Source organism: Kitasatospora sp. NPDC090091, assembly GCF_044747365.1.
Taxonomy (GTDB): Bacteria; Actinomycetota; Actinomycetes; order Streptomycetales; family Streptomycetaceae; genus Kitasatospora.
The window spans coordinates 293,783-319,054 of the sequence record NZ_JBIVDY010000004.1; the positions used below are offsets into that span (position 1 = coordinate 293,783).

Genomic DNA, 25,272 nt, shown 5'->3' on the forward strand with positions numbered 1-25,272 from the left:
CTGAGCCGGTGCCCGCCGAGCCGGTACCGACTGCACCGAGCGGCCCGCCCGGCGGTTCGCCGGAGGGGCAGGACGCCGCCGCCCCTCCGCGGCCGGCCCGCCGGGCCGTACTCGGCGCCGGCGGGCTGGCCGCCCTCCTCGCCGGGGGCGCCGCGGTCGGAGCCGCCACCACCGCGGCCGTCACCGCCGCATCGGGCTCGGGCCGGGAGAAGGAACCGAGCCCGGGACGGACCTCCGTCCCGTTCCACGGCACCCACCAGGCCGGAATCCTGGACCGCCGCCAGACGCACGCCCACCTCGTCGGTCTCGACCTCGCCGCGGAGGCGGACCGGCCCCGGACCGCCGCCCTGCTGCGCCGCTGGAGTGCCGCCGCCGAGCGGATGAGCCGCGGCGCGGCCGTCGGCGACGATCTCGCCCCGCCGTCCGCCGACCCCGCGTCGGGCCGTCTGCCCACCGCCCGGCCGTCCGACACCGGCATCGCCCTGGACATCGGCCCGGCCTCACTCACCGTCACCTTTGGGTTCGGCGCCTCGCTGTTCGACCGCCTCGGGCTCGTCGCGGCCCGCCCGGAGGCCCTCGCTCCCCTGCCGGATTTCCCCGGCGAGCAGTTGGACCGGGCCCGCGGCGGCGGCGACCTCTTCGTCCAGATCGCCGCCGACGACCCGCTCGTCGCCGTCCACGCCCTGCGCACCGTGCAGCGCCTGGCCCGGGGGGACGCCACGCCGCGCTGGCTGATGTCCGGCTTCACCCTGGCGCCCGGCACCGCCGCGCCCGGGACCACCCCGCGCAACCTGATGGGCCAGCCCGACGGCACCGCCAACCCCGACCCCGCCGACGCCCGGGCGCTCGCGGCGATCACAGTTACCGACCGTGACGCCCCGCCCTGGCTGCGGGGCGGCTCGTACGTGGTGGTCCGCCGCATCCGCATGCTCCTCGACCACTGGGAGAGCCTGCCGCTGGAGCACCGCGAGCAGGCGGTCGGCCGCCGCACCGCCGGCGGTGCACCGCTGACCGGGGGCACCGAGCACACCCCGGCCGATCTCGCCGCGGCCCGCCCCGACGGCGTCCCGGTGATCGCCACCAACGCCCACATCCGGCTGGCCGCCCCCGCGTCCAACGGCGGCGCCACCATGCTGCGCCGCAGCTGGTCCTACCACGACGGGCTGCGCCCCGACGGCGGCCCCGACGCGGGCACGCTCTTCGTGGCCTGGCAGTCGGACCCCCGGACCGGCTTCGTCCCGGTGCAGCACCGCCTCTCCCGGGGCGACGCCCTGGGGCGCTATCTCGTCCACGAGAGCTCCGCCCTGTTCGTCGCCCCGGCCGGAGCACCGCCCGGCGGCTACGCCGGTCAGGCACTGCTGGAGGGCTGAGCCCGGCCCGCCGAGGGCCCGGGGATCCACGGCCGACCGAACCCGCACGGGAAGTCGCAGGACTAGGCTGCTCACCATGGGTGCGCATCCGACGTCCGGGGAGTCCGTGGCACGCCGGGCCGGTCCGGCGGGCGGGTCCGCAGCGGCCGACGGGACCGCGGCCGTCCCCGGCCGGGCCGCGGCGGCCGGCGCGGGGCTGGAGGCGGTGGAGCAACTGCTGGCCGGGCGCGGGGTGACCGTCCTGAGCGGGGCGGGGCTCTCCACCGAGTCGGGGATTCCGGACTACCGGGGCGCCACCGGCAGCCGGCGCCGCGGCACGCCGATGACGTACCAGGAGTTCACCGGGAGCGAGGCCGCCCGGCGCCGCTACTGGGCGCGCAGCCACATCGGGTGGCGGGCGATCGCCGGGGCCGAGCCGAACGCCGGGCACCACGCGGTCGAGGCGCTGCGCCGGTCGGGGCACGTGTCGTCGGTGATCACCCAGAACGTCGACGGGCTGCACCGGGCGGCCGGGACGGCGGACGCGGTGGAGCTGCACGGCGGGCTCGACCGGGTGGTCTGCCTCGGGTGCCGGCGCACCGGCGCCCGCGCCGAGCTGGACCGCCGGCTGGAGGCGCTGAACGGCGGCTTCCGGGAGGCGGAGGCACCGCTCAACCCGGACGGGGACGTCGAGCTCGCGGACGAGCGGGTGGCTGCGTTCCGGGTCGCGCCGTGCGAGGCCTGCGGCGGTGTGCTCAAGCCCGACGTGGTGTTCTTCGGCGAGTCCGTCCCCAAGGAGCGGGTCGAGCAGTGCTACCGATTGGTCGACGCGGCGCGGGCGCTGCTCGTCCTGGGCTCGTCGCTGACCGTCCTCTCGGGGCTGCGGTTCGTCCGCCACGCCGCCCGCAACGGCCGGCCGGTCGCGATCGTCAACCAGGGCACGACCCGCGGGGACGACCTCGCGGTGGCCACGGTCGCGCTCCCGCTCGGCAGCACGCTGACCGCACTTGCCCACCGCCTCACACCGCGCATCGAAGCACCGTCCGTCGAAGCACCGCGCATCGAAGCATCGCCCGTCGAAGCACCGCCCGTCGAAGCTCCGACGGTCGAAGCACCACCCGCCTGAGCACCCTTCACCGGTGACGGTCCGCCGGACACCGGCGCGTCCCCCGACAGCGGGGCGCGGCCACCGGGTTTGGCGGAAGGTCCGTGCGCACGGGCGCCCGTCCGGCGGCGGACGGGCGCATTGCCCAATTGGCCCGGCCGGAGGGCGGATCTAGGGTTCCTCGGAGCCGGCGCCGGCGCCGGCGGTCCTGCAGCGAGGGGGAGCCCGGGGTGGCTGGTGGGGTGGCGGTTCGGAGCGGGGTGCTGCCGGTGTTGGCCGCGGCGGTGCTGTGGGGGACGGTCGGGCCGGCCCAGCTGCTGGCGGACACCGGGGCCGACCCGGTCGCGCTCGGCGCCGGGCGGATGCTGCTCGGCGGCGCCGTGCTGTGCGCGGTCGCGGTGCGTGCGCGGGGCCTGCGCAGCCTCCGGGGCCGGGAGGTGCCGGCCTGGCTGCTGCTCAGCGTCCTGGTGACCGCGCTCTTCCAGGCGGCCTTCCTCCAGGCCGTGGACCGGACGGGGGCCGCGCTCGCCACCGCCGTCGCGTTCGGCACCGTCCCCGCTGTGTCCGGGCTCTGCGCGCGGCTCCTCCAACGGGAGCCACTGAGCGCCCGCTGGTGCGCCGGCACGGTGGTCGCCGTCGCCGGGACGGGCTTCCTGCTGCTGCCCGGAAGCGGCGGACGGGCGGACCTCGTGGGCGTGCTGCTCGCGGCCGTGGCCGGGGCGAGCTTCGGCGTCTACATCGTGGCGACCAAGCGGCTGGCCGCGGCCGGCGGCGACCCGGCCACCGCGGCGCCGGTGGCCGTGCTCTGCGCCGGACTGCTGGTGTCACCGTGGCTGGTCGCCCACCCCGCGGGCCTGGGCGAGCCGCGCGCGCTGGTGCTGCTGGCCTGGCTGGCCCTGGGGACGACCGCGGCGGGCTATCTGCTGTTCACCGCCGGCCTGGCGCGGATCAGCGCCGCGACCACCAGCACGCTCAGCCTCGCCGAACCGTTGGTCGCCGTGGTGCTGGGCCTGGTGTTGCTGGGCGAGCGGCCGAGCGGCTGGTCGGGCCTTGGGATGGCGCTGCTGCTGAGCGGCCTCCTGGTGGTGTCCCTGCCGGTCCGCCGCCGGGAGCAGCCACTTGCGGGGACGGCCTGACCCGCCGGGAACGGTGGCCGGCGGCGCGCCCGACCCCGCCGCTCAGCGGTCCCGGTAGGCCGCCATCGCCTCGGCCACCCGGTGGGAGAAGAAGAGCGGGCCCACCGCGTCCGCCCGGGCCATGCCCTCGGGCGTCAGCCGCACCGTCCCCGCCGTGCCGTCGCCGTCGCCGTCGGCCCAGCCGCGCTCGGCGAGAGCGGCGAACTGCGCGGGGAAGTGCTCCGCGGGTGCGGCGCCGAACAGCTCCCGGTACCGGGCGACGACCGTCCCGCTGCTCTCCAGCAGCGTCTGCAGCAGGTGCATCCGGCGCCTCTCGTCCTCGTCCATCGCGAACGCCCACTGGGCGCGGCGGAATGCCTCCGTCGGGGTGGCGATGTAGTCGTCGATGATCCGGCGGACCTCCGGGACGGCCACCGCGTAGTCGGTCGTGTAGTGCAGGTCGGTGGTGAACGAGCGGGCCCCGACGCCGAGTCCGACCATGCCTGCCTGCTGGTTGTACTCGCTGATGCCGGCGTCGCCGGCCTGCTCGACGGCGGCGGTGCCGGTCCGGCGGAACACCCTCATCGAGGTCTGCTCGTAGCCGGCGGCGAGCAGGTGGTCGCGGCCGGAGCGGTAGAGCCGAAGCCGCTGCTCGTCCCAGCTCTCGCCGCTCTCCCGGTGGCGCCCGATCAGTCCGGTGAGCGGGCGCACGTACAGCGGGTAGAGGTAGATCTCCTCGGGCGCCCAGTCGAGCGCGGCGTCGAGGGACGTCCGGAAGGTCCGTTCCGTCTGGCCCTGGATGCCGTAGATGAGGTCGATGTTGAGGATCGGGAAGTCCGCGGCCTTCAACCGGGCCAGCGCGGCGTCGACCTCGGCGCGCTTCTGCGGCCGGACCGCGGCGCGGGCCTCCTCCTCCAGGAAGGTCTGGACGCCGATGCTGACCCGGGTGGCGCCGCGCTCGGCGAGGACGGCGATCCGGTCCTCGGTCGCGGTGGCCGGCGACGTCTCCACCGACCACGGGACGGCGTGCAGGTCCGCCCCCATGACGCCCTCGCAGACGTCGGCGAGGCGGGTCAGCTCACCCGCCGCCAGATAGGTGGGTGTGCCGCCGCCGAAGGCCGCCAGCGTGAAGCGGATCTCCCGTCCCTGGGCCTCCAGCGCCTCCCGGGTGACGCGCGCCTGGCGCTCCAGGGTGCCGAGCCACGCCTCGGTGATCCGCTCGGGCGCGCCGGTGCGGGTGAAGAGGTTGCAGAAGCCGCAGCGCATCTCGCAGAACGGCACGTGGACGTAGAGCGAGAGGGCGTCCAGCCGCTCGCCGGCCCAGACCTCGCTGAGCAACGGGCCGTCGGCCAGGGCGCGGTAGGCCTTCTGGTGGGGGTAGGCGTAGACGTACTGCCGGTACGGGGTGCCGAGGGGGTCCTCGGGGCCGGCGGCGGCAGCGTCACCGGCGGGTCGGGGCGTGAGGTGCAGGAGGGGCGGAGTGCTCATCAACGGTGTCCGTTCGGTTCGGTCAAGCGTTGGTCAAGCCGGAGCACCGACGCTAGGCCCGCCGACTTCCGTCGGTCATGGGGGTGAACCTCCGAGTGAGCGGTCCTGCACGGCCGGGCAGTTGGGACGTTCACACGCTGGTCGAATATGTCGACCAGTCAATTGCTTGTGAAGGTCTGGTGCTTGATGCCGGACTCCGGTAACCGTGGTGGACATGAAGCGACTTCTCATCGCCGCCGGCGGCGGGGGCGACGCGATCGCGGCCGTGATGCTGCGCGCGGCGCTGTACGGCCCGGACGCCCCGGCCCTCGTGCTGACCTACTCCTGGGAGCGTCTGACGGTCGATCCGCTCCCCGGCCCGCGCGGCCGCGGCGACTTCACCGGGCTGGCCGCTCCACGGGCGGACCTCGCCCTGGTGACCGGCGCCACCGCGGTAGTCGCCCCGGCCGGCTCCTCCCTGCCCCGGATCGCCGCCGACCTCAGCGGCGACAGCAGCGGCCCCACCGGCGGGCCGGGCAGCGGCCCCGTCACCGAAATCGGCCTCCTCGATCCGTACGAGGGCACGGTCGGCCTCGCCCGCACCCTCCGCGCGGCCGCCGCCCACTGCGGCACCCACCGGGTCGACGTCGTCGACGTCGGCGGCGACATCCTCGCCCGCGGCGACGAACCGACGCTGCGCAGCCCGCTGGGCGACGCCCTCGTCCTGGCCGCGTGCGCGCAGGCGGGCCTGGCCACCGCGGTCTGGATCGCCGGCCCGGGCCTGGACCGCGAGCTGCCCGAGCACGGCCTCCACGCCCGGCTCCCCCCGGCAGCCTTCGGGCTCACCGCCGAACACGTCGAACCCGTGCGCCGGTTGTTCGGCTGGCACCCCTCGGAGGCCAGCGCGATGCTGGCGGCGGCCGCCCGCGGTGTCCGGGGTGTCTGCGGCATCCGTGACGTCCCCGAGCCGCTCCGCCTCGACGACCGCAGCGCCGGCGTGCACCATCTGCCCCTCGACCGGGCGCTCGCCCTCAACCCCCTGGCGCGCCGGCTCGCCGGCTGCCCGAGCCTCGGCCGGGCCGAGCGCATCTCGCTGGACGTCTGTGGGTTCTCCGAGATCGCCCGCGAGCGCGCCCGCGCCGCCGCGGCACCGACCCCGGCAGTCGCCACCACCCCCACCGCCGTCCCCGCCGTACCCGCCGTCCCCCCGCCGGAGCTCCTCGCCCGCCACGCCCGCTGGCAGACGGACCTCCACCGCCGGGGAATCACGCTCACGACCCGGCGCCGCACCGCCGAGGAGCTCGCCCTCTCTCCCGCCTCGGCCCGCCACCTGCACGACCACCTCGCCACCGACCCCGCCCAGGACGCCTTCCCCCTCTGGAGGGTGACGCCCACGACACCTGCCGCCCCCTGACCGCGGTTGTCCGCCGAAGCCGCCCACAGGCCACGCCCGCCGCCCCCGCCTCGACCGTCCCAGGAGTTCGGTAAACCAAACGCCTTGAGGCCGTCAGGGAGCGCCCTGGGGCGGCCAGGGGGCGGTGTCGGGGCGGCAGTCGTCGGGGGCGGGGGTGCTGAGGTGGAGGCGCTGTTCGGCGCGGTAGTGCAGCAGCAGGACGGAGCGGACCGGGCCGTCCAGGGCCGTGTAGGAGTGCGGCATCGACGCGTCGAAGGCGATGTAGTCGCCGGGGCCGAGCTCCACCTCGCGCCCGTCCACCCGGACGCCGAGCCGGCCCGCCTGGACGACGGTGTGCTCGGTGCCGGTGTGGCCGAGGGAGTCCTGGGTGCCGTCGGCCCGCACCTGCTGGTCGTAGACCTCGAACACCGCGTCGCCGGACTCGATCCGGCGCAGCGGGCGCAGGTCGACCCCCTTGCCGCTGAGCACCTCGACGTCGGCCGCGCGGACCAGCGTCACCTCGCGGGACGGCGGGCGGTCCACCAGGTCGGAGATGGGCACCTCCAGGACGCGGGCGAGGCTGAACACCGTCTCGATCGTCGGGTTGCCGGTGCCCTGCTCCAGTTGGGAGAGGGTGGCCTTGCCGATCTTCGACCGCCGGGACAGCTCGGAGAGCGACAGCCCCCGCTGGGTCCTGACCCGCTTCAAGTTGGCGGCCAGCATGTCCCGGACCGATCCCTCGGTGGCGCTCACGCTTCCCCTTTCCTCCAGATGCCGTTCGATATACCGTACAGGTTGTGCCGGCGGACCAGGCCATGATGCCGATCGCTCCCCCGACCGGGGTGGAGCGCGCGCCGTGCCCGACCGGACGCCGGCCGGCTGCCGTCGAGCGGCAGCCCGGACCCCCATTCGATTCAGGAGACGGCTGTGACCGACCGGACACCCGACAACCAGGAGTTCGAGGCCCCCGTGAGCGAGCGCAAGAAGCGGAAGAACGGCCTGCTCCAGGGGGTGAGCGAGGAGCTCGCCGCGCACATGCGGCAGGGGTGGGGCGACACCGAGTTGCGCGATCCGGAGCCGATCCCGCAGGCCACGCACACCGCCCGCCGCCGGGCCGTGCTCTCCGCCCGCTTCCCGGGTGAGCTGCTGGTGGTCCCCTCCGGCAACCCGAAGGTCCGCTCCAACGACACGGACTACCCCTTCCGGCCCTCGTCCGACTACGTCTACCTGACGGGCGACCAGTCCGAGGACGCCGCCCTGGTGCTGGAGCCCCTGGCGGACGGCGGGCACCGGGCGGTCGCCTACCTGCTGCCGCGCTCCGACCGCGAGAACGGCGAGTTCTGGCTGGACCTGCACGGCGAGCTCTGGGACGGCCGGCGCCCCAGCCTCACCGAGAACGAGCGGCTCCTCGGCCTGCCCTGCCGTGACGTCCGCACGCTGCTGGAGCGGCTCGGCGAGGCCACCGGCCCGGTCCGGCTGCTGCGCGGCCACGACATCGACATCGAGGCCACGCTGAGCGACGCGGTGGACCTGCGCGAGGACGAGGAGTTCCGCGAGTTCCTCTCCGAGATGCGGCTGGTCAAGGACGAGTTCGAGATCGCCGACCTGCGGTTCGCGTGCGAGGCGACCGCCCGCGGTTTCGAGGACGTCGTGCGCACGCTCGGTGCGGACACGCCGACCTCGGAGCGGGTCATCGAGGGCACCTTCTTCCTGCGCGCCCGGACCGAGGGCAACGACATCGGCTACAAGTCGGTCTGCGCCGCCGGCGAGCACGCCACCACCCTGCACTGGGTGCGCAACAACGGCCAGGCCCGCCCCGGCGAGCTGCTGCTGCTGGACGCCGGCGTGGAGACCGACAACCTCTACACCTCCGACGTCACTCGCACCGTGCCGGTCAACGGCCGGTTCAGCCCGGTCCAGCGCAAGGTCTACGACGCGGTGTACGCCGCGCAGGAGGCCGGGATCGCCGCGGTCAAGCCCGGTGCCGGCTTCCGGGACTTCCACGTCGCCGCCCAGCGCGTGCTCGCCGAGCACCTGGTCGCCTGGGGCCTGCTGGGCGACCGCTCGGTGGACGAGGTGTTCGAGCTGGGGCTGCACCGCCGCTGGACGCTGGCCGGCACCGGCCACATGATCGGCCTGGACGTCCACGACTGCGCCGTGGCCCGCCGCGAGGCGTACGTCGAGGGCACGCTGGAGCCCGGCATGGTGCTCACCGTCGAGCCGGGGATGTACTTCCAGGCCGACGACCTGTCCGTGCCGGAGGAGTACCGCGGCATCGGCGTCCGGATCGAGGACGACATCCTGGTCACCGCCGACGGCAACGAGAACCTCTCGGACGGCCTGCCGCGGCAGGCCGACGACGTCGAGGCCTGGATGGCCCGCGTCCGCGGCTGAGCCGCCCGCAGGCAGCTCCACCGCAGCACAACGGCCGGCCCGCACCACCCGGTGCGGGCCGGCCGTCCTCTCACGGCCGTCCTCTCACGGCCGTCCTCTCACCGACGTACGTCCACGGACGCGCTACAGCAGGCCGTGCAGCCGCAGGTCGGCGACACACTTGCCGATGAACTCCGGGGTGAGCGAGGGCACTTCACCCCCGCCCACGCCGAGTTCGCGGACCGCCGCGGTGAACCGCGCGGCCGGGGTCGCGGAGCCCGGTCGCGGCTCGCCGGGGTGGGCGTAGGCCGGCAGCAGGGGCAGCAGGGAGAGCCGGCGCTGATGGTCGGGCAGGCCGCGCAGCGCCGCCTCGAAGCGCATGTGCCACTCCCGGTGGTCGTCGAAGCGGGCGATCGGGTGACCCGCCTCGATCAGCCAGTCCACGATCCCGTCCAGCGAGATGCCGTCGTCGTTCGCGTTGACGGTGTGGAAGGTGGTGAATCCCTCCGCGCCGTCGGCGGCGAGGGCGGCGATCGCCTCGGCGGTGAAGTCGACCGGCAGGCCGCTGTAGTGGGCGCGGTCGCTGCGCCTGCCGTCGTGGTCGAGCCGGTAGAAGGACCGGGGCGCCATGCCGGCGGCGAGGACGCTGAGGACGACGCGGGTGAACCGGTCCGGCAGGTTCAGCCGGCCGGGGAGGCTGCGGTGGGCCAGGATCATGTCCGGTCGGAAGACCGTGACCGGCAGGCCCGTGCGCTCGTGCGCCTCGCGGAGCAGCACCTCGCCGGCCCACTTGCTGGTGGCGTAGCCGTTGGCGTCGGAGTCGTCGAGCGGGCGGGCGGGGGCCGCGGTGCGGACGTCGGCCGCCTCGTCGAGCAGCGTCGCGTCGGGGCGCACCGCGGCGGCGATGGTGGAGACGTAGGCGAAGCGCTTGGGACGGCCGGTGAGCGCCAGGGCGATCAGCTCGGCCGTCGCGGCGACGTTCGGGGTGAACAGCCGCCGGTACGGGAGCACGTGGTTGACCAGGGCGGCGGCGTGCACGATCTGGTCGGTCCGGGCCGTGAGCCGGGCCCAGGTGGCGTCGTCCAGGCCCAGTTTCGGTTCGGCGAGGTCCGCGGCCAGGACGTCGAGGCGGTCCCCGGCGGCCTCGACGAGCCGGTCGGCCCGCTCCTCCCCCGCCGCGGCGCGCAGGCAGTCGAGGACGCGCCGGCGGGCGGCCGCGTCGTCCTCGGCCCGGGCCAGGCAGGTCAGCCGACCGCCGGTCCGGGCGAGGCGTTCGAGCCATTCGACGGCGAGGAAGCGGCCGAGGTACCCGGTCGGGCCGGTGAGCAGCACGTCCTGCACCGGTGCGGGACCGGCCGGCGCGCCGGCCCCGGCCCCCGAGGCGGGCGTGAGCAGGCGGGCGTCGAGGAACCTGTCGAGGGTGAGGTCGGCGGCCCGGGCCTCGACCGCGTCCGCCCCGTGCACGGAGGCAAAGGTGGCCCGCGGCGCCGGAGCGCCGGACGCCGTGGCACCGGACGACTCGTGGCCGGCCGACGGCGCCCCCGCCGACGGCCCCCCGGCGCCCCGGCCGAGGCGGTCGGCGATGCGGGCCAGCGTCGCGGTCGGCCCGAGCACCGCCTGGACCGGCACCTCGGTGTCGAAGACCCGCTCCAGCACGGTCGCGAAGGTGTGGGCGGAGAGCGAGTCGCCGCCGAGTTCGGCGAAGGTGGCCTCCGGCCGCACCAGCGACGCGGGGTGGCCGAGGGTGATCTGGACCGCGGTGCGGACCGCCGCCAGCGGTTCGACCTCCCCGTCGCGGGCGCGCAGCGCGGCGAACTGGCCGGCCCGGCCGGCCGCGATGTCCGCGTACAGCTGCTCCAGCCGGGCGCCGTAGTGCTCCTTGAGGGCGGGGCGCAGCAGCTTGCCGACCCCCGAGAGCAGTCCGTTGGCGAGGCCGAACGGCTGCCGTTCGATCAGCACGTCCTGCGGGATCTCGTAGGCGTACAGGCCGGCGCCGTGGGCGAGTTCGCGCATCGAGTCGAGGACGGCCGCGCGGGCGGCGGCGTCGTCGGCCGCCCCCAGCCGCTCGCGGTCGGGGACGACCACCGCCAGCAGGAAAGCCTGCTCGCTGCTGCCGTAGACGTAGACCTGGGCGACGGCCGGGCTGGTGGAGTAGAGCGCCTCCAGCTTGGAGACCGCGACGAACTCGCCCTGGGAGAGCTTGACGACGTTGTTGATCCGGTCGACGTAGACGAGGCGGTCGGGCTCGGTCTCGGCGAACACGTCGCCGGTGCGGTAGTAGCCGTCCTCGTCGAAGGTGCGGGCGGTGACCTCGGGCTGCCGGTAGTAGCCGGGCACCAGGTCGGTCGACTTGAGCCGCAACTCGCCCCGGGGGTGGGGCTTGTCGGTCGCGAAGTAGCCGAGCTCGGGGACGTCGACCAGGCGGTAGTCGAGGATCGGCGGGCGGCGGACCTGCTGGTCGACGATGACGGCGCGGGTGGTCTCGGTGGAGCCGTAGCAGTCGATGATCTTCGTGCCGAGGACGTCGCCCATGAAGGTGTGCATGGCGGCGGACAGGGGCGCGCTGCCGCACAGGGCGCTCATGATCCGGCCGCCGAGCATGCCGTCGCGGACGTGGTCGCGCGCGGCCGCCTCGGCCTCGGCACGGGCGGTGCCGCCGCGGGTGCGGCGCTCGGACTCCAGCAGGTGGCGCTGGTGGACCATGTCGCAGATCCGCGGGACGAGGCTGAGCACGGTGGGACGGGAGAGCCGGATGTCGTCGAAGAGGGTGGAGAGGTCGCCGCGGGCGGCGAAGTGGCCGATGCCGCCGCAGGCGAGCGCGGAGACCAGCCAGGAGCGGCCGTTGACGTGGCTCATCGGCATGTAGTGCAGGACGATGGTCGGCACCGGTATGCCGTCCACCGCGGCCATGCCGCCGCAGGCCTTCTGCCACATCCGGGTGATCATGGCGGCGGTGTAGATCGCGCCCTTGGGGGTGCCGGTGCTGCCGGAGGTGTAGATCAGGCCGGCCAGCCGTTCCGGATCGCCCTCGTGCGGTGCAGCGCAAGGGAGTTCGGCGCCGCGGCGCAGCTCGTCCGCCAGCGGCGCGACGGCGGCCCGGCCGTCCAGCTTGTCGGCGGCGGCACGCAGCGCCTCCCGGTGGTCGTCGACGCGCGGGTCGCAGTCGAAGACGACCAGGCGCTCGACGGTGTCGGAGGCCAGGACGGTGTCGACGGCGGCGTCGAGCGAGCCGATGTCGGCGGCGAGCAGGCGCGGCCCGGTCTCTGCGACCACCGGGGCCAGCCGGGGCGCGGGCGCGCCGATGGCCAGCGGGACGGAGACGGTGCCCAGATACATGCAGGCCAGGTCGATGACGGCGTAGTCGACGCCGGTGAAGCCGAGGGTGGCGACGAAGTCGCCGGGGCGCAGGCCGCCGCCGGCCGGGTCGGCCCAGGCGGTGGCGAGCCGGCCGACCCGCTGCCAGAGTTCGGCGTAGCTCACCGTCTCGAAGGCGGGCAGGAGTTCGCGGGTGGTGCGGCCGGTGGCGGCGTCCCGGACGATGCGTTCGGCGCGGCGGGCGAGGGCCGGCCGGTCGGCGTAGCCGCGCACGGCGGTCTCGATGGTGGCGACGAGGCCGCCGTCGCACGCCCGGATCGCGTCAGCGACGTCGGGGGACGGGACGGAGGCGGTGAAGTCGGGGTCGTGTGCGCGCAGCGCCGCGGCCCGGGCCGCGAGGTCGCGGCCCGGCTGGTGTTCGGACATGGGTGCTCCGGTGTGTGAGGGGTCGTTGGGCCGGTGCCCGGGAGGCCCCCGCCGCCCCGGGCCTCAGGCTTCGTCGGCGGGCAGTCGGCGGGCCCCGAGGCCGACGGCGAGCGCCAGCAGCAGGTAGATCAGGACGGCCGCCAGCGCCGGTGCGGCGATGCCGTTCCCGGACTGCAGGCCGCCGAGGAGGGCGACGCCGATCGTGGTGCCCGACGAGCGGCCGGCGGACATCAGCCCGCTGGCGATCGCCGAGCGGTGCTCCGGGGCCGTCGCCATGACCAGGGTGATCTGGGGGACCGTCGCCAGGCCGAAGCCGAGGCCGATGAAGGCGAGCCCGGCGCCGGTGCCGATCGGGGCGTCGCTGCCGACGAGGACCAGCAGGACGCCGCCGGCCAGGGTCAGCAGGACGGCGATGCCGAGCACCCGCGGGGCACCGAGGCGGGCGTGGATCCGGCCGGCGACCAGGGGCATCAGGGTGATCGGCAGGGCGGAGGGCAGGAAGCACAGCCCGGTGGTGACCGGGTCGTACCCGCGCACCTGCTGGAGAAACATGCTGATCGAGAAGACCAGTCCGTAGTAGCCGGCGAAGAGCAGCAGGCCGGCCGCGACGAAGTTGCGGAAGCCGGGGGCCCGGAACAGGTCGCCCGGGATCATCGGGTGGGCGCAGCTGCGCTGGCGGGCCACGAAGGCGACGAGCGCGAGGGCCGCGGCCACCGCCGCCGTGAGGGGCAGCGGCCTGCTCCAGCCGAGTTCCCGGCCCTCGGTGAGCGCCACCGCGATGCCGCCGAGGACGACGGCGGCCAGCAGCTGGCCGGGCACGTCCTGGGGCTCCTTGCGCACGCTCGGGCCGCCCCTGGGCATGTGACGGGCCGACAACCAGAGGATGGCCAGCACGACCGGCACGTTGATCAGGAAGATGCTGCGCCACCCGACCGCCGCGACCAGGGCTCCCCCGAGGATGGGGCCGAAGGCGACCGGGCTGCCGCCGACCATCGCCCAGACCGAGACGGCCTTGGCCCGGTCGTCCGGGTCGCGATAGGTGTCGGTGAGCATCACCAGGGTGGCGGGCGTCAGCAGGATCCCGCCGAGGCCCTGCATCGCCCGGGCGGCGACGAGGGTGGCGCCGCTGGGGGCGAGGCCGCAGAGCACGGACGTCACCCCGAACACGGCGACGCCCACCCGGAAGACCGGCACCGCGCCGAACCGCCCGACCAGCGCGGCGCCCGCCAGCACCAGGCTCGCCATGACGACCGCGTACGCGTCGACGACCAGCTGCATCGTCGACAGACCCGCTCCGAGGCCGGCCCGGATCTCCGGGATCGCCACGTTCACGATGCTGATGTCGATGACGACCATGGCGGTCGCCAGGCTCGCCGCGGTGAGGACCCGGCGGGGTCTCGGGGGTGCATCGTCCAGGGCCGGCGCGTCGTTGTCGAGTCGGGTCGAGTTGGCCATGCGGCTGCCATTTCCGGTGAGGCGGTGAATTCCTGCCGAGTGGTGCCCGGAAATCCTAGCCGGGCCCAATGGGGCGTCAACCGGGTTGTCTGCCGGACTGGTCGGGATGCGCCGGATAGGTCCGATTCCAGGGTCGGGTCTAGAAGATCCCCGGCTTCCCCGCCGCAGCTGACGCTCCGTAGTGTCGGACCGTCAAGAACAGCGAGAGGAGGCAGCATGGGGGCACCCCGAACGGATTCACCACTGCCTTTCCCGGAGCGGACCACCGGAATTGTGCAACAGCCGTCGTCGATGCCGTTCCGACGCTATGCGCGGAGCGAACCGACACCCACCGCAGGCTGGTTGAGACGCTGGCCGGACCAGGAGCCGAAACGCGCCCCGGTCTGGGCGTCGGTCGACCTCCGGGACGGGAACCAGGCCCTGGCGGAACCGATGGACCCGCGCCGGAAGCGGCGGATGTTCGATCTGCTGGTGGCGACCGGATTCAAGGACATCGAGATCGGATATCCGGCGGCCAGCACCGACGACTTCGATTTCGTCCGGGAACTGGTGAGCAAGGACGGAATTCCGGACGACGTCACCGTCTCGGTATTCACGCCGGCCCGTCCGGAACTCATCGGGCGGACCTTCGAGGCAATTCAGGGAGCCGACCGCGCGACGGTCCACCTGTGCCACGCGACGGCCTGCCTCTGGCGCGAGGTCGTGTTCGGCATGTCGCGGGACGAGGTCCGGCGGATGGCCCTCCAAGGGGCGCAGCAGCTGGTGCGGCTGGCCGAGCGGGCCGGCGGCACGGACGTCCGGTTCGAGTACTCGCCGGAGACCTTCAACCTGACCGAGCCGGAGTTCGCGCTGGAGATCGCGAACCTGGTCACCGAGACCGTCGGGGCCACCCCCGACCGGCCGCTGGTGCTGAACCTGCCCACCACGGTGGAGACCCACTCCCCCAACGTCTTCGCCGACCAGGTGGAGTGGATGCACCGCAACCTGGACCGGCGCGACGCGATCGTCCTGTCGGTGCACCCGCACAACGACCGCGGCACCGCGGTCGCCTCGGCCGAGCTGGCGGTGCTGGCCGGCGCCGACCGGGTCGAGGGCACGCTCTTCGGCAACGGCGAACGCACCGGCAACGTCTGCCTGGTGACGCTCGCGCTGAACCTGTTCAGCCAGGGCGTCGACCCGCAGCTGGAGCTCTCCGACATCGACGCCGTCCGCGAGGTCGTCGAGGACTGCAACCGCCTGCCGGTGCACCCCCGGCACCCCTACGCCGGCGACCTGGTGTACACCGCCTTCTCCGGCACCCACCAGGACGCCATCGCCAAGGGCCTGGCCGCGCTCGCGGACCGGGCCGACCGCGATGGCCTCGACGTCGCGGAGCTTGCCTGGCAGGTCCCGTACCTGCCGATCGACCCGAAGGACGTCGGCCGCGACTACCGGGCGATCATCCGGGTGAACAGCCAGTCCGGCAAGGGCGGCATCGCCTACGTGCTGAAGGCCGGCTGGGGCGTCGACCTGCCGGCGGAGCTGCGCCGGGACTTCGCCTCCGTGGTCCAGGGCGCCGCCGACGCCCTGGGGCGCGAGCTGGAGCCGGCCGAGCTCTGGCACCTGCTCCGGGACACCTACTGCCTGGACGACTCGCCCGCCCCGGCGGACGCCGCCGACGAGCACGAGGCGGTCGCCCGGCTCGCCACGGCGCACGGAGTCGCGTTCACCCGGGCCGTGGTCACCGGCACGGCGGCCGCGGCCGGCGAGCCGGCGGCCTGCTTCACCGCGCTGGAGACGGGCGGGCGGACGGTCTGGGGAATCGGCCTGGCCGCCACCGCCGCCGGCGCGGCGCACCGTTCGGCCCGCTCGGCCCTGCGCCGGGCCGGCCTCGACGAGGGAGTACGGGAAGCACAGTGAAGGGCAACTCCTACCTCTCCGTCGCCCCCGGGGTGTACCGGGAGGACGACGGCATGGTCTACGAGGACTTCGTCCCCGGCGAGGTCGTCGAGCACCGGCCCGGCCGGACCATCACCATGAGCGACAACACCTGGAGCTCGCTGCTCTGCCTCAACCAGCACCCGCTGCACATCGACGCGGTCTACGCCGAACAGACGCAGTTCCAGCGGATCCTGGTGTCCAGCCTGGTCACCTTCGGGATCGTCAACGGGATGACGGTGTCCAGCATCAGCGCCAAGTGCATCGCCAATCTCGGCTGGGACAAGGTGCGGATGACCGCGCCGGTCTTCGTCGGCGACACCCTCTACGCGACGACCCGGATCCTCACCAAGCGCGAGTCGGCCAAGCGGCCCGGCGAGGGGATCGTGACCGTCCACACCACCGGCCTCAACCAGGACGGTGTGTCAGTGATCGAATTCGAGCGGACGATTCTCGTCCCCCGGCAGGAGGCGGACCGATGATCCCGATCATCACCCTGGAACCCGGACCGGCCGAGGCGGACCACGCCGGAGCCGAGCGCCGGATCGCCGACGAGATCTCCGACGCGTGCCGCAACACCGGTTTCTTCGTCGTCCGCGGCCACGGCATCGCCCGCGAGGTCTTCGACGACGCCTACCGCACGTCGCTGGACTTCTTCGCGCGCCCGCTGGACGCCAAACGCGCGCTGGCGATGCGCACCAGCACCGCACGCGGCGACAACGACTACAGCCCGTACGGCTACAGCGCGCTGCTCTCCGAGAACGCGTACGCCTACACCGGCCGGCCGGGCATGCCCTCCGACTACGTGGAGAAGTTCAGCGCCGGGCGGCTGATCCTCGACGACACCGAGGACCTGCCGTTCCCGGCCGACGAGCAGGGCGCGCAGCTGCGCACCGCACTGAAGCGGTACTTCGCGGCCTGCGAGGCCGTCGCCGGCCGGATCGCCGAGCTGCTGGCCCTCGCCCTGGACCTGCCGCGCGACTTCTTCGCCACCCGCACCGACACCTCCAACGACTCGCTGCGCTCGCACCTCTACCCCGGTGTCGCCCCGGAGTTCCTCAACGACCAGGGCATGGGGCAGCACACCGACGGCACGCTGATCACGCTGCTCACCCAGGACGGCCCGGGCCTGCAGCTGCGGGACCGCGCCGGCCAGTGGCTGGACGTGCAGGTGCCGGACCGGGAGAGCTTCATCGTCAACATCGGTGACCTGATGGCCCGTTGGTCGAACGACGAGTACGTCTCCACCCCGCACCGGGTCCGGCTGGCCGACCGGCGGCGGCAGTCCATCGTGTTCTTCAAGCTGGCCAACGACGACACGGTCATCGAGTGCTTCCCGAAGTTCACCGCGGACCGCCCGGCCACGTACGAGCCGATCCGCTACGAGGACTTCTCGCTGGAGAAGATGAACCTGCTGTTCGGACGGGAGGGCGCGCGGTGAAGTCGTACGCGAGTCTGCTCTACACGCCGGCGCTGCGCCTGGCGTCGGTGGCCGAGCCGGGCCGCATGCACGCGGACATGCTGGTCCTGGACCTGGAGGACTCCACCCACCCGGCCCGCAAGGCCGAGGCCCGCGCGCTGCTGGCCGACGCGGACCTGACCCGGGCCGGGCTGCCGGCCCTGGGCCTGCGGGTGAACAGCATCGCCACCCCGGACGGCCTGGAGGACATGCGGACGCTGCTCGAACTGGACGCCGTGATCGGCGGCGTCCCGATCGACGTCGTCTTCATCCCCAAGATCGCCGGCCCCGGCGACGTGGCCATCTACCGGTCACTGCTCGGGCTCACCTCGAACGCGCCGCAGATCTGCAGCTTCATCGAGACCGTGGACTCCGTGGAGAACGCCTTCGCCATCGCCCAGGTGAGCGACGGCCTCTGCTTCGGCCAGGCGGACCTGACGGCCGAGATGTACGCCGAGAACGCGACGTACCTCGACTACGCACGGGCCCGGCTCTGCGTCGCGGCGGCCCGGTACCGGGTGCCCGCCATCGACACCAACTCCTTCGAGCTGCACGACCTCGACGTGGTCGCGGCGTCCTGCCGGGCGGCCCGGGAGGCCGGATTCACCGGCAAGGCGGCCATCCACCCCCGGCAGGTGCCCGTGATCGCCGAGACCTTCACGGTCGGCGCGGACGAACTCGCCGAGTACCGGCGGGTGGTGGCGGACTACGACGCCACGCCCTCCGGCTTCGCGGTGGAGAAGGACCGCGTGCTGGCCCCGCCGTTCGTGCTGCGGGCCCGGCGCATGCTCGCACTCCACGCGGCCGCCGAGGCCTGAGCACCGCCGTTCCGCGCGCCGCCGAGACCCCGAGCACGCTCCACCGCACCGCCACCGCACCACCCCAGCACCCGTACCCTCACCACGAACCGGGGAGCCCCCTGTGAAGACCCTGCCCCAGCACGCCCTCATCGACGTCTCCGCCCACCCGACCGAGCTGGTCGACGGCCGCCTGCAGGCCGTCGGCGACGAGCTGGTCTCCGAACTGGTCCGCCTGGTCACCGAGGGCCGGGGCGTCGCCGTCTGCCACGGCGTCGCCAGGACGCTGGAGCACCACGGCCTGGACGTCCACGACGAACAGCACGCCGCGGTGGGCCGCGACTACCTGGAGTCGCTGTTCCGCGCCTTCGGCGAGCGGATCGACGTCGCGCCGTTCAGCCCCGTCGCCATGGACTACGACCGGATCGCCGGCATGGACGTCGACGGCTACAACAAGAACACCTCCTTCACCCCGAACGGCGACCACACCGCCGAGCGCGAGTTCCTCACCACCAAGTGCGTGCACTTCGACTCCGCCACACCGTTCGTCGGCAACATCTACGGCCCCAACACCAACATCCGGGGCGGCGTCCCGGTGATCTGCGACACCCGCGCCTACTGCCAGGACGCGGGCGTGGCCCCGGGCGACCTGGTCGAGCTGATGCCGCACAGCTACAACGTCGCGGTCCGCGAGGAGCACGCCGAGCCGATCCTGGCCGGCTACGCCAGCGCGCTGGACGTCGACCTCTCGGCCGACCTGGCGATGGTCGTCCTGCTCAACGAGGTGGACGGCGGCCTCGCGCACGCCGGCTCCGAGCCCCGCCCGGTCGACCCGGCGCTGCCCTCCCGCCGCCCGATCCGGCACCTGGAGTACCAGTTCGCCGAGGGCGTCGAGCTGGCCAAGTGGTTCACCCACTACGGCCTGGACGTCCCCGCCCCGATCATGGAGGCCCCGGACGACGCCTCGCGCGAGCGCTACCACCGCGGCATCGCCCCGGTCGGCACCGAGGACGGGGCCGCCGGGTGATGAGCACCACCGACACCGGCGGGCCGGCGATGTCCGCCCGCGACACCGCCGAGCTCGACGCGCTCCTGGCGCTGCTCGCCGCGGACGACTGGCCCGAGGACATCGCCGAGGCCCGGCAGTTCTACGACGCGTGGGGCACGCCGATCGCCGACGACATCACCGTCGAAGCGCGCGACGGCGGCCACCTGCTGACCCCGCCGAACGCGGAGGGCGCCCGCACCGGGCTCTACTTCCACGGCGGCGGCTACGTCTACGGCTCGCTGCGCAGCCACGGCGCCATGGTGGCCGAGATCGCCCGGGCGGCCCGCTGCCGGATGTTCTTCGTGGACTACCGGCGGGCCCCCGAGCACCCGTTCCCCGCCGCGCTCGACGACGCGGTGACCGCCTACCGGAGCCTGCTGGCCGGCGGAACCGCCCCCGAGGACGTCGTCCTCACCGGGGACTCGGCGGGCGGCGGCCTGGTGCTCGCCACGCTGCTCCGGCTCCGGGACGAGGGCCTGCCGCAGCCGGCCGCCGCGGCGTGCATCTCGCCGTGGACCGACCTGACCGGCAGCGGGGAGACCCACCGCACCCTGGCGGACCAGGACCCGATGATCAGCCAGCACGTCGTGGCGCTGGTCACCGCGTCCTACCTGGCCGGCATCGCGCCGCAGACCCCCTACGTGTCCCCGCTGTTCGGGGAGCTCGCCGGCCTGCCGCCGGTGCTCGTCCAGGTGGGCAGCCGCGAGGTCATGCTCAGCGACGCCGAGCGGTTCGTCGCCGCGCTGCGGGAGGCCGGCGGCACCGGCGAACTGGAGGTCTGGCCCGGCATGGTCCACGTCTGGCACCTGCACCACGCCCGGCTGGACAAGGCCCGCCAGGCCGTGGCCCGGCTCGGCGACTGGCTGCGCGCCCGGAGCGGGGGTGCGCGATGACCCGGCCCGTCGAGCCCGTCGAGTCCATCACCGGCCCGCACCGGTACCGGAACAACCAGAAGATGGTGCCGGCCAGCGAGGCCGCCTGGGGGCTGGCCCGGAAGCACGGCATGCTCGGCCTGGTGGTCGAGGCCGTCGAGGGCCAGAACCGGCTGCGCGAGGTGCGCAGCGGCCACGAGTTCGCCAACCTGTCGTCCTGCTCCTACCTGGGCCTCAACAGCCACCCGACGGTGGTCGAGGCGGGGCGCTCCGCCCTCGCGGAGGAGCGGATCACCGGCCTGTCCATGGGCGAGTTCCGGATCCGGCTGGGGATCATGGAGCGGCTGGAGGAGGAGCTCTCCGAGCACTTCGGCGCGCACGTGCTGCCGTCGGTGTCCTGCGGGGTGCTGAGTGCGGCGATCCTGCCGCTGCTGGCGTCGGGGCACCTGACCGACGGCGAGCCGCTGGTCGTGGTCTTCGACCGGTTCGCGCACTTCTCGATGAACTTCCTCAAGCCGATCCTCGCCGACGAGACGCTGGTGCTCACCTGCCCGCACAACGACATGGCGTACCTGGAGGAGATCTGCCGGAAGTACCCGCGGGTGGCGTACGTCTGCGAGGGCGTCTACTCGGTCGGCGGGCAGGCGGACCTGGCGGGCATCAAGGCCCTCCAGGAGCGCTACGGCATGTTCGTCTACCTCGACGACTCGCACGCGCTGTCGGCGGTCGGCGAGCGCGGCGTCGGATTCGCCCGCACGGTCTTCGAGGAGCTCGACTCCCGGACGGTCGTGGTCGCCTCGATCGCCAAGGCCTTCGGCAGCACCGGCGGGATCGCCATGACCGGGGACCGGGGGGTGTTCGACTTCCTCTACCGGTCGGGCCCGCTGGCCTGGTCGCAGGGGCTGCGCACGGCGGCCATCGGCACCACCCTGGGTGCGCTGGAGGTCCACCGCGGCCCCGAGCTCGGCGAGCGCCAGGCACAACTGGCCCGGAACATCGAGCTGTTCGACGAGCGGCTGCGCGGCCACGACCTGCGCGGCACCGGGTCGCACATCAAGTTCGTGGTCACCGGTGACAACGACCGGGCGGTGCGGCTGTCCAACGAGCTCTACGAGCGCGGCTACTACTGCTCGGCCATGTTCTTCCCGATCGTGGCCCAGGGCCAGGCCGGCGTCCGGATGATGCTGCGCGGCGACATGCCGACGGAGCTCACCGAGCGGTTCGCCGCCGACCTGCTGGACGTGCTGGCGGGGCTCGGGTGACCGTTCCCCGCCCGGGGCGGCCGGAGCACTCGGCCGACGACGTCAGGGCCGTCGCGGCCCTGATGCGGAGCGGTCTGCGCAGCGGCGCGGTACGGCGGATGACCGTGCCGCTGCGCCTGACCGTCGAGGACGGGCAGGGCGCCAGGTTCCTGGTGATGCCCGCCGTCTCGGCCGACTTCGGGCTCTGCATCTCCAAGACCGCGACCATCACCGACGGACCCGGGCCGACCGTCACCGCGGTGGTGCCGGTCTTCGCCACCACCGGGGAGCTGCTGGAGGTGCTGGACGGCGCGGCCGTCACCAACCTCAAGTGCGCCGCCGTCACGGCGCTGGTCACCGACCGCTGCGCGACGCCGGGCAGCTCGGACCTCGGGATCGTCGGGTCCGGGGTGCAGGCCTGGCAGCAGTACCTCGGCGTCTCGGCGGTGCGGGAGATCACCCGGGTCCGGGTCCACTCCCGCACCGCCGCCGGGGCCGAGGCGCTGTGCGCGCGGATCAACGCCCTCGGCCGGGCCCGGGCGGTCGCCTGTGCCTCGGCCGAGGAGGCCACCGCGGGCGCGGACGTCGTCTCCACGGCGACGACGTCGGTGCTCCCGCTGCCGATCGCCGCCGACCTGCCGGAGCACGTGCACATCAACTGCATGGGCGCGCACACCACGGAGTCCCGCGAGGTGTCGCACACCCTGCTGGCCGCCGTCACGGTCGTGGTGGAGGACATCGGGACCGCCGTCGCCGAGGCCGGCGCGATCCACCGCACGGCGCTCGACCTGGCGGCGCTGGAGACCGGCGGGCAGACCGGGCTCGGCGCCCGGCCGACCGTCTTCAGCTCCACCGGCCACGCCTCGCTGGACCTCATCACCTCCGCCCACCTGGTCGGGCGCACGCACCGCTGAACGTCGGCAGGCCGGTACGCCGGTACGTCCGCGCGCGCCCGAACATCCGAACGCCTCAACGCCTGAACGTCATCGAAGGGAAGACCGCACGTGGCACACGCCGGCAAGGACCCGGACACCGGGGAGCACGGCCCCGAGCCGTCCGAGGCCGAGACCGCGGACCGGGAGTTCGCCGCCGCCCTGGCCCGCCTCGGCATCGAGATGCCGCCGGACCTGGCGCCCGGCGTCCTGGCCGGCTACCGCCCGATGCGGGCGATGGCGGCCCTGCTGCGCGGGCTGGACGGCACCGACGGCCCGCTGGGGGGCCGCCATGTCTGACCCCACCGCCGCGGCCACCCCCGCCGCGGCCACCCCCGCCGCCGTCACCCCCGTGGCCGCTGCCGCCGGGCCCGGCGCCCTCGCCGGGCTCTCCGTCGCGGAGGCCGGGGCACTGCTGCGCGCCGGCCGGCTCACCGCAGTGGAGCTGGCCGAGCATGCGCTGGAGCTGGTCGAGGCCCACGACGCGTTGCTGCACTCCTTCGTGCTGGTCACCCGGGAGCAGGCGCTGGAGCGGGCCCGGCAGGCCGACCGGGAGCTGCGCGAGGGCATCGACCGCGGCCCGCTGCACGGCATCCCGTACGCGCTGAAGGACATCTTCGCCGCCGAGGGCCTGCCCACCACCAACCAGTCCCGGCTGACCGTCGACGACGTCGCCACCGCCGACAGCGCGGTGGAGGAGCGGCTGCGGGCGGGCGGCGGCGTCCTGCTGGGCAAGCTGACCACCTACGAGTTCGCGATGGGCGGGCCCAGCCCGGACCTGCCCTTCCCGCCGGCACGCAATCCGTGGAACCCCGAGCACATCCCCAGCGGCTCCTCCTCCGGGGCCGGCGTCGCGGTGGCCGCCGGCTTCCTGCGGGTCGCCTTCGGCTCCGACACCGCCGGCTCGATGCGCGGCCCGGCCTTCCACTGCGGGACGGTCGGCCTGAAGCCGACGTACGGCCTGGTCTCCGGCTACGGCGCCACCCCGCTGTCGCCCACCATGGACCACTTCGGGCCGCTGGGCTGGACGGTGGCCGACACGGCGGCCGCCCTCCAGGCCGTCGCCGGACCGGACCCGCGCGACCCACGCACCCGCGACGCGCCGGCGGCCCCGGACTACCTCGCCGGCCTGACCGGGGACGTCCGCGGGCTGCGGGTGGCCTACTCGACCGCCTGGTACGCGGCCGACCCGGCGACCCTGCCGGAGATCACCCGCGGGATCGAACGGGCCCTCACCCACCTGGAGGGGCTCGGCGCGGTCGTCGAGGAGTGCGAGCTGCCGCCGTACGAGCTGTTCAACGCCTGCGGCCGGATCGTGATGGCGGCGGAGGGCTTCGCCACCCACGAGAAGAACCTGCGCGAGGCGCCGCGGGAGTTCGGCCGCTTCACCTACCAGAAGCTGCTGCCCGGGGCCGGCATCGGCGCCGAGGACCTGCGGCATGCGCTGGACGTGCGCCGCCGGCTCGCCGGGGCGCTCGACCGACAGGTCTTCGCCGGCCACGACGTGCTGGTCACCGCCTGCGGCCAGACCACCGCCGCCCGGTTCGACGACTTCCCGCGCGACTGGCCGCCGCCCCGGCTCGCCAACGACATGCAGACCATCCCGTTCGCGCTCACCGGGCACCCCGCCATGTCGCTGCCGCTCGGCTTCGCCGGCAACGGCCTGCCGATCGGCGTGCAACTGGTCGGGCCCCGCTTCGGCGAGGCGGGCCTGTTCCGCGCCGCGATCCCGCTGGAGGCCGAGTTCGGCCGGCGCGAGGTGCGCCCCGCGCTGACGGGACCGGCGTGAACGACCCTCACCACCCCCCGCTTCCCAGGGGCTTCTGGTGGCTGTGGACCTCGACCCTGGTGAACCGGGTCGGCCTCTTCGTGATGCCGTTCCTGTCCCTCTACCTCACCGTGGAGCGCGGGTACTCCGCCACCGCGGCGGGCCTGATGGTCTCCCTGTACGGGTTCGGCGGGATCCTCGGCTCGCTGGCCGGCGGCTCCCTCGCCGACCGGTGGGGGCGGCGGCCGACCATGCTCACCGCCCAACTGGGCGCCGCCGCCTGCACACTGGGCCTCGGACTGGCCGACCGGCTCGACCTGATAGCGCTCTGGGCCGCCGCGCTGGGCGTCACCCTGAAGATGTCCCAGCCGGCGGTCGGGGCGATGCTCGCCGACCTCGTCCCGCCGGAGGCCCGGCCGCGGGCCTACGCGCTCAACTACTGGGCCCTCAACCTGGGCTTCTCGATCTCGGCGCTCTCCGCGGGCACGCTCGCCGCGTTCGGCTACCTGACGCTCTACCTGGTGGACGCCGCCACCACGCTGCTCTGCGCGGTGCTCGTCTTCCTCAGGCTCCCCGAGACCAGGCCCGCCGAGCCGCCGGCGGTGCGGGCGCAGGCTCCCCGCCCGTCGACGGCCGAGGTGCTGCGCGACCGCCGGTTCATGTGCCTGGTCGGGCTCAACCTGCTGGTGGTCGCGGTGTTCAGCCAGCGGCACGTGGCGCTGCCGCTCTCCACCGCCGAGTCCGGCCTCTCCCCCGCGCAGTACGGCCTGGTGGCCGCGGTCAACGGCATCATGATCGTCACGCTCCAGCTCGCCGTGACCCGGTTCACCCAGAGCCGGCCGGCCGGCCGGGTGCTGGCCGCGGGGGCCTCGCTGGTCGGGCTCAGCGCGGCCCTCAACGCCGGCTCCGACACCGTGCTGCTCTACGCCGCCGCCGCCGTCGTCTACACGCTGGGCGAGATCGTCTACGTGCCGACCGGCGAGGCCCAGGTGCCGGCGATGGCACCGGCGTCGGCCCGCGGCCGGTACGAGGGCGTGATGGCCCTGACCTGGTCCGTCGGCGGCTTCCTCGCCCCGCTCACCAGCGGCCTGCTGATCGACGCCTATGGCACCGGCGCCCTCTGGCTGGGCTGCGCCGTCGTCGGCGCGCTCGCCGCCCTCGGCTACGCCGCGCTGCTGCGCCCGCCGATGCTCCCCGCCGACGCCCCGGCGTCGGCACGACCCCTCTCCCAGGAGTAGCG

The 25,272-nt window shown here is 74.3% G+C and carries 20 protein-coding genes and 1 pseudogene; 16 read left to right on the plus strand and 5 right to left on the minus strand.

The genetic code is table 11. The annotated features are described in order from the left end of the window. Positions 1-8 precede the first annotated feature (8 nt). Together efeB and ACIPSC_RS09135 are read left to right on the plus strand one after the other, a co-directional pair. Entirely contained in the window at positions 9-1,370 is a 1,362-nt protein-coding gene (gene efeB, locus ACIPSC_RS09130) for an iron uptake transporter deferrochelatase/peroxidase subunit (protein ID WP_400824375.1), read from the plus strand. 76 nt (positions 1,371-1,446) lie between these two features. After that, a pseudogene (locus tag ACIPSC_RS09135) lies at positions 1,447-2,391 on the plus strand (NAD-dependent protein deacetylase); the annotation flags it as partial. On the opposite strand, the gene ACIPSC_RS09140 reads toward ACIPSC_RS09135, so the two are convergent. Further along, positions 2,369-2,419 carry a hypothetical protein gene (locus ACIPSC_RS09140; RefSeq protein ID WP_400824550.1) on the minus strand — a complete coding sequence of 17 codons (51 nt, stop codon included), beginning with the start codon at positions 2,417-2,419 and terminating at the stop codon, positions 2,369-2,371. The pseudogene ACIPSC_RS09135 and the gene ACIPSC_RS09140 overlap by 23 nt on opposite strands. Positions 2,420-2,696: 277 nt before the next feature. Between ACIPSC_RS09140 and ACIPSC_RS09145 the strand changes: the two genes are divergently transcribed. Then, entirely contained in the window at positions 2,697-3,590 is an 894-nt protein-coding gene (locus ACIPSC_RS09145) for a DMT family transporter (protein ID WP_400824376.1), read from the plus strand. A 42-nt stretch (positions 3,591-3,632) separates the two neighbouring features. Here ACIPSC_RS09145 and ACIPSC_RS09150 read toward each other — a convergent pair whose 3' ends face one another. Then, positions 3,633-5,057: an STM4012 family radical SAM protein gene (locus ACIPSC_RS09150; RefSeq protein ID WP_400824377.1), complete on the minus strand. Its 1,425-nt coding sequence runs from the start codon at positions 5,055-5,057 to the stop codon at positions 3,633-3,635. Between the two features lie 214 nt (positions 5,058-5,271). Here ACIPSC_RS09150 and ACIPSC_RS09155 point away from each other — a divergent pair, with 214 nt between their 5' ends. Next, entirely contained in the window at positions 5,272-6,450 is a 1,179-nt protein-coding gene (locus tag ACIPSC_RS09155) for a DUF1152 domain-containing protein (protein ID WP_400824378.1), read from the plus strand. A gap of 93 nt (positions 6,451-6,543) precedes the next feature. On the opposite strand, the gene ACIPSC_RS09160 is transcribed toward ACIPSC_RS09155, so the two are convergent. Further along, a complete protein-coding gene (locus tag ACIPSC_RS09160) occupies positions 6,544-7,182 on the minus strand; it encodes a helix-turn-helix domain-containing protein (RefSeq protein WP_400824379.1) in 639 nt (212 codons plus the stop codon). Between the two features lie 174 nt (positions 7,183-7,356). Here ACIPSC_RS09160 and ACIPSC_RS09165 point away from each other — a divergent pair, with 174 nt between their 5' ends. After that, complete coding sequence (locus tag ACIPSC_RS09165) at positions 7,357-8,823, plus strand: aminopeptidase P family protein (protein WP_400824380.1); 1,467 nt, start codon at positions 7,357-7,359, stop codon at positions 8,821-8,823. A gap of 123 nt (positions 8,824-8,946) precedes the next feature. On the opposite strand, the gene car is transcribed toward ACIPSC_RS09165, so the two are convergent. Then, a complete protein-coding gene (gene car, locus ACIPSC_RS09170; RefSeq protein ID WP_400824381.1) occupies positions 8,947-12,543 on the minus strand; it encodes a carboxylic acid reductase in 3,597 nt (1,198 codons plus the stop codon). A 63-nt stretch (positions 12,544-12,606) separates the two neighbouring features. Continuing rightward, positions 12,607-13,998 carry an MFS transporter gene (locus tag ACIPSC_RS09175; protein WP_400824382.1) on the minus strand — a complete coding sequence of 464 codons (1,392 nt, stop codon included), beginning with the start codon at positions 13,996-13,998 and terminating at the stop codon, positions 12,607-12,609. Between the two features lie 216 nt (positions 13,999-14,214). On the opposite strand from ACIPSC_RS09175, the gene ACIPSC_RS09180 reads away from it, so the two are divergent. From ACIPSC_RS09180 to ACIPSC_RS09230, 11 genes are all read left to right on the plus strand, one after another. Then, positions 14,215-15,897: a 2-isopropylmalate synthase gene (locus ACIPSC_RS09180; protein WP_400824383.1), complete on the plus strand. Its 1,683-nt coding sequence runs from the start codon at positions 14,215-14,217 to the stop codon at positions 15,895-15,897. A 53-nt stretch (positions 15,898-15,950) separates the two neighbouring features. Beyond that, entirely contained in the window at positions 15,951-16,397 is a 447-nt protein-coding gene (locus ACIPSC_RS09185) for a MaoC family dehydratase (protein WP_400824551.1), read from the plus strand. After that, positions 16,394-17,356: an isopenicillin N synthase family dioxygenase gene (locus tag ACIPSC_RS09190; RefSeq protein WP_400824384.1), complete on the plus strand. Its 963-nt coding sequence runs from the start codon at positions 16,394-16,396 to the stop codon at positions 17,354-17,356. The genes ACIPSC_RS09185 and ACIPSC_RS09190 overlap by 4 nt, the downstream gene beginning before the upstream one ends. After that, positions 17,353-18,192 carry an HpcH/HpaI aldolase/citrate lyase family protein gene (locus ACIPSC_RS09195; RefSeq protein WP_400824385.1) on the plus strand — a complete coding sequence of 280 codons (840 nt, stop codon included), beginning with the start codon at positions 17,353-17,355 and terminating at the stop codon, positions 18,190-18,192. Before ACIPSC_RS09190 ends, ACIPSC_RS09195 begins: the two co-directional genes overlap by 4 nt. 103 nt (positions 18,193-18,295) lie before the next feature. Continuing rightward, the gene (locus ACIPSC_RS09200; protein WP_400824386.1) at positions 18,296-19,198 is read left to right on the plus strand and encodes a hypothetical protein; all 903 of its coding nucleotides are present in this window, start codon (positions 18,296-18,298) and stop codon (positions 19,196-19,198) included. Beyond that, the gene (locus tag ACIPSC_RS09205; RefSeq protein ID WP_400824387.1) at positions 19,198-20,112 is read left to right on the plus strand and encodes an alpha/beta hydrolase; all 915 of its coding nucleotides are present in this window, start codon (positions 19,198-19,200) and stop codon (positions 20,110-20,112) included. The genes ACIPSC_RS09200 and ACIPSC_RS09205 overlap by 1 nt, the downstream gene beginning before the upstream one ends. Beyond that, positions 20,109-21,353: an aminotransferase class I/II-fold pyridoxal phosphate-dependent enzyme gene (locus tag ACIPSC_RS09210; RefSeq protein ID WP_400824388.1), complete on the plus strand. Its 1,245-nt coding sequence runs from the start codon at positions 20,109-20,111 to the stop codon at positions 21,351-21,353. Before ACIPSC_RS09205 ends, ACIPSC_RS09210 begins: the two co-directional genes overlap by 4 nt. Beyond that, entirely contained in the window at positions 21,350-22,246 is an 897-nt protein-coding gene (locus tag ACIPSC_RS09215; RefSeq protein ID WP_400824389.1) for an ornithine cyclodeaminase family protein, read from the plus strand. Before ACIPSC_RS09210 ends, ACIPSC_RS09215 begins: the two co-directional genes overlap by 4 nt. Before the next feature lie 90 nt (positions 22,247-22,336). Further along, the gene (locus ACIPSC_RS09220; RefSeq protein ID WP_400824390.1) at positions 22,337-22,564 is read left to right on the plus strand and encodes a hypothetical protein; all 228 of its coding nucleotides are present in this window, start codon (positions 22,337-22,339) and stop codon (positions 22,562-22,564) included. Then, positions 22,557-24,053, plus strand: coding sequence for an amidase (locus ACIPSC_RS09225; RefSeq protein ID WP_400824391.1), 1,497 nt, complete (start codon positions 22,557-22,559; stop codon positions 24,051-24,053). Before ACIPSC_RS09220 ends, ACIPSC_RS09225 begins: the two co-directional genes overlap by 8 nt. Continuing rightward, a complete protein-coding gene (locus tag ACIPSC_RS09230) occupies positions 24,050-25,270 on the plus strand; it encodes an MDR family MFS transporter (protein ID WP_400824392.1) in 1,221 nt (406 codons plus the stop codon). The genes ACIPSC_RS09225 and ACIPSC_RS09230 overlap by 4 nt, the downstream gene beginning before the upstream one ends. Positions 25,271-25,272: the final 2 nt, after the last annotated feature.